9 protein-coding genes are annotated in these 9,608 nt (G+C 69.9%); 4 read left to right on the forward strand and 5 right to left on the reverse strand.

Annotation, left to right across the window (positions count from 1 at the left end):
* Window positions 1-116: 116 nt before the first annotated feature.
* Together C5O18_RS03260 and C5O18_RS03265 are read left to right on the forward strand one after the other, a co-directional pair.
* Entirely contained in the window at window positions 117-2,171 is a 2,055-nt protein-coding gene (locus tag C5O18_RS03260; protein ID WP_105191424.1) for a M3 family metallopeptidase, read from the forward strand.
* Entirely contained in the window at window positions 2,168-2,389 is a 222-nt protein-coding gene (locus C5O18_RS03265; protein ID WP_420884465.1) for a YheV family putative metal-binding protein, read from the forward strand. The genes C5O18_RS03260 and C5O18_RS03265 overlap by 4 nt, the downstream gene beginning before the upstream one ends.
* Before the next feature lie 50 nt (window positions 2,390-2,439).
* On the opposite strand, the gene C5O18_RS03270 is transcribed toward C5O18_RS03265, so the two are convergent.
* From C5O18_RS03270 to C5O18_RS03280, 3 genes are read right to left on the reverse strand one after another with little or no spacing between them, the layout of a single operon-like run.
* A complete protein-coding gene (locus C5O18_RS03270) occupies window positions 2,440-3,279 on the reverse strand; it encodes a metal ABC transporter permease (RefSeq protein ID WP_158249253.1) in 840 nt (279 codons plus the stop codon).
* Window positions 3,272-4,189, reverse strand: a complete 918-nt coding sequence (locus tag C5O18_RS03275; RefSeq protein WP_105191427.1) for an ATP-binding cassette domain-containing protein — start codon at window positions 4,187-4,189, stop codon at window positions 3,272-3,274. The genes C5O18_RS03270 and C5O18_RS03275 overlap by 8 nt, the downstream gene beginning before the upstream one ends.
* Window positions 4,186-4,728, reverse strand: coding sequence for a Fur family transcriptional regulator (locus C5O18_RS03280; RefSeq protein ID WP_105191428.1), 543 nt, complete (start codon window positions 4,726-4,728; stop codon window positions 4,186-4,188). Before C5O18_RS03280 ends, C5O18_RS03275 begins: the two co-directional genes overlap by 4 nt.
* Before the next feature lie 145 nt (window positions 4,729-4,873).
* On the opposite strand from C5O18_RS03280, the gene polA reads away from it, so the two are divergent.
* A complete protein-coding gene (polA, locus tag C5O18_RS03285) occupies window positions 4,874-7,708 on the forward strand; it encodes a DNA polymerase I (protein ID WP_105191430.1) in 2,835 nt (944 codons plus the stop codon).
* Between the two features lie 59 nt (window positions 7,709-7,767).
* On the opposite strand, the gene yihA is transcribed toward polA, so the two are convergent.
* The gene (yihA, locus tag C5O18_RS03290; RefSeq protein WP_105191432.1) at window positions 7,768-8,460 is read right to left on the reverse strand and encodes a ribosome biogenesis GTP-binding protein YihA/YsxC; all 693 of its coding nucleotides are present in this window, start codon (window positions 8,458-8,460) and stop codon (window positions 7,768-7,770) included.
* Between the two features lie 226 nt (window positions 8,461-8,686).
* Here yihA and C5O18_RS03295 point away from each other — a divergent pair, with 226 nt between their 5' ends.
* Window positions 8,687-9,298: a thiol:disulfide interchange protein DsbA/DsbL gene (locus tag C5O18_RS03295; RefSeq protein WP_105191434.1), complete on the forward strand. Its 612-nt coding sequence runs from the start codon at window positions 8,687-8,689 to the stop codon at window positions 9,296-9,298.
* Window positions 9,299-9,343: 45 nt separating this feature from the next.
* Here C5O18_RS03295 and C5O18_RS10335 read toward each other — a convergent pair.
* Window positions 9,344-9,608: hypothetical protein (locus tag C5O18_RS10335; RefSeq protein ID WP_206389706.1), on the reverse strand; the 265-nt coding region annotated here is incomplete at its 5' end.

The following is a 9,608-nucleotide window of genomic DNA, read 5'->3' on the forward strand; positions in this document are numbered from 1 at the left end:
AACACGCGCCTGAACCTGACCACGGTCAGCCTGTCCTACGTCTACTGATGCCTCTCCGGCGGGCGGCGCGGTGTGCGCCGCCCGCCGGAGCGCGTTCCCCGTCCCGGAGTCCCGTCATGAACGCACTGCTCAATCCGCCGCTGATCCCGGTGTTCTCCGATATCCGTCCGGAGGATGTCGAGCCGGCCATCGACCGCATCCTGGCGGAAAGCCGCGCGCGCATCGCCGAACTGGCGGCGCAGGCCGGCGGTGATGACGCGGCGCCGACCTGGGACAGCCTGGCAGCACCGCTGGAGGTGCTGGATGACCGCCTCGGCGCGGCCTGGTCACCGGTGTCGCAGCTCAACGCCGTGGTCAACAACGAAGCCTGGCGCGCAGCCTACAATGCCTGCATTCCAAAGCTCTCGGCCTACGGCACCGAGGTCGGCCAGAACGAGGACCTGTTCCGCGCCTGGCGGGCGCTGCGCGACTCCCCGGCCTTCGCCGCGCTGTCGCCGGCGCGCCGGCAGGCGGTGGAGAACGCGCTGCGTGACTTCCGCCTCAGCGGCATCGGCCTGCCGGCCGAACGCAAGCAGCGCTTCGCCGAGGTCAGCGAGCGCCTGTCCAGCCTCACTTCGCAGTTCGCCGACCACGTGCTGGATGCCACCCAGGCCTGGTCGCTGACCCTGCCCGACACCACCCGCCTCGCCGGCCTGCCCGACACCGCGCTGGCGCTGCTGCGCTCGCTGGCGGAGCAGAAACAGGAAGACGGCTACCGCGTCACCCTGGACATGCCGTCCTACCTGGCGGTCATGACCCATGCCCGCGACCGCGCGCTGCGCGAGGAGATCTACACTGCCTACGCCACCCGAGCTTCGGAGCAGGGGCCGCAGGCCGGGCAGTTCGACAACGGCCCGCTGATCAGCGAGATCCTGGCGCTGCGCCAGGAACAGGCCGGGCTGCTGGGCTTCCCGCACTACGCCGCGCTGTCGCTGGAACCGAAGATGGCCGAATCCGTAGAGCAGGTGCTGGACTTCCTGCACGACCTCGCGCGCAAGGCGCGTCCGGGCGCCGAGCGCGACCTCGCCGAGCTGCGCGGATTCGCGGCGGCCGAGCTGGGCATCGATGATTTGCAGCCCTGGGACACCACCTACGCCGCCGAGCAGCTCAAGCAGCAGCGCTACGCGCTGTCGCAGGAAGACCTCAAGCCCTACTTCCCGGCGCCGCGCGTGGTCGACGGCCTGTTCGCGGTGGCGCAGCGCCTGTTCGGCGTCGATATCGCGCCGGCGCCCGAGCTGCAGACCTATCACCCGGACGTGACCGCCTGGGCCGTGCGCGAGCACGGCGAGGTCCGCGCCTGGTTCTATCTCGATCTCTACGCCCGCGGCGGCAAGCGCGGCGGCGCCTGGATGGCGGACGCCCGCGTGCGCCGCCGCCTGCCCGACGGCACGCTGCAGAAGCCCATCGCCTTCCTCACCGGCAACTTCAATCCGCCGGTGGATGGCCGCCCGGCCCTGCTCAGCCACGACGAGGTCACCACCCTGTTCCACGAGTTCGGCCACGGCATCCACCACATGCTGACCGAGGTCGAGGTCGCCGCCGTGTCGGGCATCAACGGCGTGGCCTGGGATGCGGTCGAGCTGCCCAGCCAGTTCATGGAGAACTGGTGCTGGACCCCGGAAGGCCTGGCGCTGATCTCCGGTCATGTCGACAGCGGCGAGCCGCTGCCGCAGGCCCTGCTCGACCGCCTGCTGGCGGCGCGCAACTTCCAGTCCGGGCTGATGACCCTGCGCCAGCTCGAATTCTCGATCTTCGACCTGGAGATCCACCGCCGCGCCGATATCGATTTCGCCGCCATGCTGCGTGTGCTCGACGAGGTGCGCGACACCACCAGCCTGCTGCGTCCGCCGGCCTGGAACCGCTTCCCGTGCAGCTTCACGCACATCTTCGCGGGCGGCTACGCGGCCGGCTACTACAGCTACAAGTGGGCCGAGGTGCTGTCGGCGGACGCCTTCTCCGCCTTCGAGCGCGAGGGCGTGTTCAACGCCGACACCGGCCGCCGCTTCCGCCAGGCCATCCTCGCCCAGGGTGGCAGCCGCCCGGCCGCCGAGCTGTTCCGCGAATTCATGGGCCGCGATCCGTCGCCGGAGGCGCTGCTGCGCCACTCCGGCCTGCTGGATGCCGCCGCGTGACCATCCGGCGCATGTTCATCGCCGGGGCGAAGTGCCCGGCCTGCGGCCTGGAAGACAAGCTGCGCATCTGCACCGATGACGACCCGGCTTCATCGAAGCCGGAGTGGGTCGAGTGCGTGCGCTGCGACTATACGGATGTGCGGCCGACGGAAGTGACCATGAAGGAGCCGGACGAGGAGCACGATGACGCCACCGGCGTGGTGCGCTTCAAGCCCTGAGCGGGTCGCCGTGCTGGTGCGGTGGCGGCGTCACTGCGCGCCTGTCCGACTCACCCCCGCAGGCGTCGCCAGCCCATGGCGGCCAGCAGCACCAGCAGCGCCGCCAGCACGGTGAGCGCGGCCACCGGCAGTTCGCCGGGCACGCCGATGCCCACGCCCGCGGCCACCGCCAGCATGCCGATCAGGCTCGCGCGCAGCGCCATCTGGCCCGGACTGCGGGCGAGATAGCGTGCGGCGGCGGCGGGAATCACCAGCAGCGCGCTGATCAGCAGCACGCCCATGACCTTGGCGCCGGCGGCCACCACGCCGGCCAGCAGCAGCAGCAGCAGCGGACGCAGGCGCGCCACCGGCCAGCCGTCGACCTGCGCGCTTTCCTCGTGGATGGCCATGGCCACCAGCCCGGGCCAGGTCCGCGCCAGCACGATGCCCACCACCAGCAGGCCGGCGGCCATGGCCAGCAGGGTGTCGCCGTCCAGTGCCAGCAGGTTGCCGAACAGATAGTCCTCGAGCGCGTGGCCGTGATCATCGCCGGCGCCGTGAGCGGCTTCGCCGGCATGGTCGTCGTGCCCGTGGCCGCGCTCGTGCAGCGCGGTCAGCACCAGCGACAGGCTGAGACCGGCGTAGGCCATGATCGCCAGCCAGGTGTCGCCGCCGTGCTCGGGCAGCGACATCAGCCGGCTCAGCAGCAGCGCCACCAGCAGGCAGGTGGCCACGATCATGATGCCGGCCGGCAGGTGCAGCATGAGCGCCAGCGCGACGCCGAACAGCGAAGCGTGCGCCAGGCTGTCGCCGAAATAGGCCATGCGCCGCCACAGCAGCAGCGAGCCCAGCGGGCCGGCGGCGGCGGCGGTGAGCAGGCCGCCGAGCAGCGGCCAGAGCCAGTCAGTCATGGTGGCAGTCCTTGCCGCAGCGGGCGGCGTCGCCATGCAGGGTGTGATGGTGATCGTGGTGATGGGTGTAGATCGCCAGGTCGCTGCTCGCGCGCAGGCCGAACAGGCGCTGGTATTCCGGGTGCTGACTGACCGCTTCCGGGTGGCCGGTGCAGCAGACATGGCGGTTCAGGCACAGCACCTGGTCGGCGGCGGCCATCACCACGTGCAGGTCGTGCGAGACCATGAGCACGCCGCAGCCGTGGCGGTCGCGCAGGTCGCGGATGAGCGCGTAGAGCTCGGCCTGGCCGGCGAGGTCGACGCCTTGCACGGGTTCGTCCAGCACCAGCAGGTCGGGCTGGCGCAGCAGCGCCCGTGCCAGCAGCACGCGCTGCTGTTCGCCGCCGGAAAGCGCCTGCACCGGCTGCATCAGCAGATGCTCGGCGCCGACCTCGGCCAGCGCGGCGAGAATGCCCGGTTGCGCATGCCGGCGCTGCCCGCCGCGCCACCAGCGGGCGCGCGGCGCATTGGCACCGGTGCCGGCGGCGCGGTCCGGCGCCGGCAGGGCAAGCGCCCCCGGCAGGGCGAGAAAATCGGCCACGGTCAGCGGCAGATAGGGATTGATCGGGAACTTCTGCGGCACGTAGCCGATGCGCAGTCCCGGCGCCAGCCGGCGCAGGCCCCGGTCGGGCGCGAGCAGGCCCAGCGCGATGCGGATCAGGCAGGTCTTGCCGGCGCCGTTGGGCCCGATCACGGTGAGGATCTCGCCCCGGCGCAGGTCCAGGCTCACGCTGTCGAGCACCACGCGCTCATCGCGCTTCAGGCCGATGTCGTGCAGCGACAGCAGCAGATCGCGTGTGTCGACGGACTCGGGCGCCGACACACGCCCGGTCGGCCCGCCGACCGGGCCGAGCACGCGCAGCACCGTCATGCCCGGCCCTCGCGGCACGGCAGGCAGCGCCCGCCCAGCTCCAGCGCGCCCTGCTCCATGAGGAAGCCGGCGGCCTCGGTGACCTGCGCGATGGCCTGCTGCAGGCCGCGCGTGTCGGCGATCTCCTCCACCGTGCCGCAGCCCTGGCAGATCAGGAAGTAGCCGGCGTGGGCATCACCCGGGTGCGAGCAGCCGAGGTAGGCGTTGAGCGAGGCCAGGCGGTGGATGAGCCGCTGCTCGAGCAGGAAGTCCAGCGCCCGGTAGATGGTCGGCGGCGCCGGCTTGTGGCCTTCGCGAGCCAGCTGGTCGAGCAGGTCGTAGGCGCCCAGCGGCTTGTGGCTGGCCCAGACCAGCTCCAGCACGCGCCGGCGCAGCGGGGTCAGGCGGGCGCCGCTGGCGGCGCAGAGCTGCTCGGCGCTGCTCAGCGCCTGACTGATGCACTGGCTGTGGTCGTGCGCCTGCGTCGGCCGCACCAGCGGGGCTGCCGGCACGTGGCCGCCGCTGGCGGTTGCCGCAGGGGTGATCGTTCGGATGGTCATGACGGGTCCGTGATCCTGCATACCGTGTATGCTCAGGGGCCGGCGCCGGTGCACCCGGTATGTCGTACCCGGAAACGGGATGCCGGCGCCAAAAAAGCGCAACAGTGTAACATAACATCCGCATGACTTCCGCCGAGTCCGATACATGAGCCCTCGCCCGCCCCTGGTCCTGGTTGACGGATCGTCCTATCTCTACCGCGCCTATCACGCGCTGCCGCCGCTGACCACGCGCAGCGGCCAGCCCACCGGCGCCATCAAGGGCGTGGTCAACATGCTGCGCAGCCTGCTCCGGCAGGTTCGCCCCACCCATGTCGCGGTGGTGTTCGACGCGCCCGGCAAGACCTTCCGCGATGACATCTTTCCCGAATACAAGGCGCACCGCCCGCCCATGCCGGACGACATGCGGGCGCAGATCGCGCCGCTGCACGCGCTGGTGAAGGCGCTGGGCCTGCCGCTGATCTGCGAGCCCGGCGTGGAGGCCGACGATGTCATCGGCACACTGGCGCGGCAGGCCGCCGAGGCCGGCTGGCCGGTGCTGGTGTCCACCGGCGACAAGGACCTGGCGCAGCTGGTCACGCCGCAGATCACGCTGGTCAACACCATGACCAGCGTGGTGCTCGACGAGGCCGGCGTGCTCGGCAAGTTCGGCGTGCGCCCGGACCAGTTCATCGACTACCTGATGCTGGTTGGTGACAGCTCCGACGGCATTCCCGGCGTGCCCGGCGTCGGCCCCAAGACCGCCGTGAAGTGGCTGTCCGAGCAGGGTTCGCTGGCGGCGCTGGTGGCGCAGGCTGACAGCATCAAGGGCAAGACCGGCGAGAAGTTCCGCGATCATCTGCCCATGCTGCCGATGACCCGCGAGCTGGTCACCATCAAGTGCGACGTGCCGCTGGCCCAGGCGCCGGCCGATCTGGCCCTGCACGCCGCCGACACCGATGCCCTGCGCGAGCTCTATGCCGAGCTGGATTTCCGCAGCTGGCTCAACGAACTGACGCAGGCGCCGGCCGGCACCGAGGCTGGCGGTGCCGCCAGCTGGTCGCGCCAGGACGCCGCGCCCGCCTATGCGCTGTCCGCGCCGCCGGGGCCGGTCGCCACGGACGATGCGGCAGTCACCGATGCCGGCGCCCGGTCCGAACCCGTCGCTGCGGAGGCCGGCGTCGCCGCGCCGGACGCCGAGCCCACCCGTACCGAGGTCGTGCTCACCAGCGAACAGCTGCAGGCGCTGGTGGCCGAGCTAGGGGCTGCAGATGCCTTCGCGTTCGATACCGAAACCGACAGCCTGGACTACCTGAAGGCGCGCCTGGTCGGGCTGTCGTTCGCGGTGCGGCCGGGCCAGGCCTGGTATGTGCCGGTCGGTCACGACTACGCCGGTGCACCCGAGCAGCTGCCGCTGGCCGATGTGCTGGCGGTGCTGGGGCCGCTGCTGGAGGACGAGGCCCGGCCCAAGATCCTGCAGCACGCCAAGTACGACATGCACGTGCTGGAGAACCATGGCATCGGCCTGCGCGGCGTGGTGTTCGACACCATGCTCGCATCCTACGTGCTGGATGCCACCGCCACGCGGCACAACCTCGGCGATCTGGCGAAGTACTATCTCGATCGTGATTCCATCAGCTTCGAATCCATCGCCGGAAAGGGTGTCAAGCAGCTCACCTTCAACCAGGTCGGCATCGACCAGGCCGCGCCCTACGCCGGCGAGGATGCCGATCTCACGCTGCGTCTCACCGACCTGTTTTCCCGCGAGCTGCGGGCCGTGCCGGCGCTGGACAGCCTGTTGCGCGAGCTGGAGCTGCCGGTGCAGCGCGTGCTGCAAAAAATGGAGCGCCACGGCACGCTGATCGACCCGGCGCAGCTGCACAAGCAGTCGCTGACGCTGGCCTCGCGCCTGCTATGGCTGGAAAAGCAGGCCTACGAGATCGCCGGCGAGGAGTTCAACCTCGGTTCGCCGAAGCAGCTCGGCGTGATCCTGTTCGACAAGCTGGGCATTCCCGGCGGCAAGAAGACCGCCACCGGCCAGTATTCGACGGCGGAAGAAGTGCTGGAGCAGCTCGATCATCCGCTGCCGCGCGTGCTGCTGGAGCATCGCGGCCTGGCCAAGCTGAAGTCGACCTACACCGACAAGCTGCCGGAGATGATCCACGCCGAAACCGGCCGCGTGCACACCTCCTACCACCAGGCGGTGGCGGCGACCGGGCGGCTGTCATCGTCCGACCCCAACCTGCAGAACATTCCCATCCGCACCGAAGAGGGCCGGCGTATCCGCCAGGCCTTCATCGCGCCGCCGGGGCATGTGCTGCTGGCCGCCGATTACTCGCAGATCGAGCTGCGCATCATGGCGCACCTGTCCGGCGACGAGGGCCTGCTGCGCGCTTTCCGCAACGGCGAGGACATCCACCGCGCCACCGCCGCCGAGGTGCTGGGCATCGCGCCCGGCGAGGTCACGTCGGAGCAGCGCCGTGCCGCCAAGGCGGTCAACTTCGGTCTGATCTACGGCATGTCGGCCTTCGGTCTGGCGAAGCAGCTCAACATTTCTCGTGGCGAGGCGCAGGACTACATCGGCCGTTATTTCGCGCGCTATCCCGGTGTGCAGGAGTACATGGAGCGCACGCGCGAGCAGGCCGCCGAGCAGGGCTACGTCGAGACCCTGTTCGGTCGCCGGCTGATGCTGCGCGATATCCGCGCCAGCAAGCCGGTGCTGCGCCAGGCCGCCGAGCGCGCGGCGATCAACGCGCCCATGCAGGGCACGGCTGCGGACATCGTCAAGCGCGCCATGCTGCGCGTGGAGCAGGCGCTGGCGGAGGCCGGGCTGAAGGCGGTCATGATCATGCAGGTGCACGACGAACTGGTGCTGGAAGTGCCGGAAGCCGAGGTCGCCGAGGTCACCGCCCTGCTCAAGCGTGAAATGCCAGCTGCCGCCGAGCTGGCGGTGCCGCTGGAGGTCGAGGTTGGCACCGGCGCCAACTGGGACGAGGCGCACTGACCGGCGGGCAGGCGCTGCGATTGCCGTGACGGCTGCAGGGATGGGCGGATGGCGGGGCCTCAGGCCTCGCCTTGCGGTCCGGCCGGCGTTTCGATGGCGCCCTCGCCGGCGGCCTCTGCCTGCGAGGGCAGCGGCACCGCCAGCCAGTCGGCCAGCTTCAGCGCGGCTTCATCCAGCCCCAGCCGGCTGACGGCGGAGAACAGCTGGATGCTGGCCTCGAAGTCGAGCTTCTTCAGGTCGCGGCGCACGGCCTGCAGGCTGGTCATGGCCGGGCCGCGGTTGAGCTTGTCGGCCTTGGTCAGCAGGATATGCACCGCCAGCGGCTGCGGCCGTTCCTGGGCCCAGGCCAGCATGTTGCGGTCGAACGGCGTCAGCGGGTGGCGCACATCCATGAGCAGGATCAGTCCGCGCAGGCTCTGGCGCTCGCGCAGGTAGTGCGCGAGGTGCTTCTGCCACTCGATCTTCATCTGCTCCGGCACCTTGGCGTAGCCGTAGCCGGGCAGGTCGACCAGGCTGCGTTCCTCGTCCAGCGCGAAAAAGTTGATGAGCTGGGTGCGGCCGGGTGTCTTGGAGGCGCGCGCGAGCTGGCGCTGGCGGGTCAGCGTGTTGATGGCGCTGGACTTGCCGGCGTTGGAGCGGCCGGCGAAGGCGACCTCGAAGCCGATGTCGGGCGGGCACAGCGCCACGGTCGGGGCGCTGATGCGAAATTGCGCCCGGGCCAGCTGTACCAGCATGTATTCAGCGTCCGTCATGATGACCGCCTGTCTCTGAGAAGCCGATAGTCTATAGGTCCGCGCCGTTCATGGGCACTCTCGCGGGCAATGCGGCGCGCGCCGGCATCGCCGGGTGGTGCCAAAGCACCATGCCCGGGCGGTTTTGCCACCACCGGTAATCCGCTATCCTCCGGTATCGTTGATTCCCGCAACAGCGTCCGGAAATGCCGGAACACGCGCCAAGACCCGATAAAAGGACACAGCTATGAAAAAGTGGTTCGCGCTCTGCCTGCTGGCCATCTGGCCCGGCCTGGCCATGGCCTTCGTTCCCGTCGAGGGCAAGGACTACACGCGCCTCGCCAATCCCGGTCCGGTCGACAAGCCCGGCCTGATCGAGGTCCGCGAGTTCTTCTGGTACGGCTGCGGCCATTGCTACAACCTCGAGCCGCATGTCGTGGGCTGGCTGAAGACCAAGCCTGCCGACGTCAACTTCGTGCGCACGCCGGCGGCCCTGAACGCGGTCTGGGAATCCAATGCGCGCGGCTACTACGTGGCCGAGATGCGCGGTCTGGTGGAGAAGACCCACGGCCCGCTGTTCGCGGCCATCCACGTCGACAAGCAGCGTCTGCACGACCAGAAGAGCCTGGCGAAGTTCTACAGCCGCTTCGGCATCAGCGAGAAGGATTTCAACGGCCTCTACAGCTCGTTCCCGATCGAGGGCCAGGTCGCGCGTTCACGCACCCTCGCCATCCGCTACCAGCTCTCCGGCGTCCCGGCCATCGTGGTCAACGGCAAGTACCTGGTGCCGGGCGAAGGCGCCCGCACCATCCAGGTCGTCAACGCGCTGATCGCGAAAGAACGCGCCGGCGGCCGCTGATCACTGACGGCGGCGCCCGTCAGCGCACGGGTCGCCGCCCTCTCCTCACTCCGCCGGCACGGCACCCTTGTCGGGCTGCCAGGCCATGGCGCCCAGCATGATCAGCCGCAGCTGCTTGGTGGTGCGGCTGATCTGCTCGTTCTCGTCTTCCCCGTAGGGCAGCGCCAGCAGGTCCAGCGCCAGGTGAATCACGGTGTTGACCACCAGGTCGGCGAGCATGACGAGGTCTTCGGCGGGAAAGCGCTGGTAGGCCGGCCACTTGTGCAGGTCCTCGGCCAGCTCGGCGACGAAACGGCGGATTTCGCCATGG

Source organism: Amnimonas aquatica (genome assembly GCF_002943415.1).
Classification (GTDB): Bacteria; Pseudomonadota; Gammaproteobacteria; order Pseudomonadales; family Moraxellaceae; genus Perlucidibaca; species Perlucidibaca aquatica_A.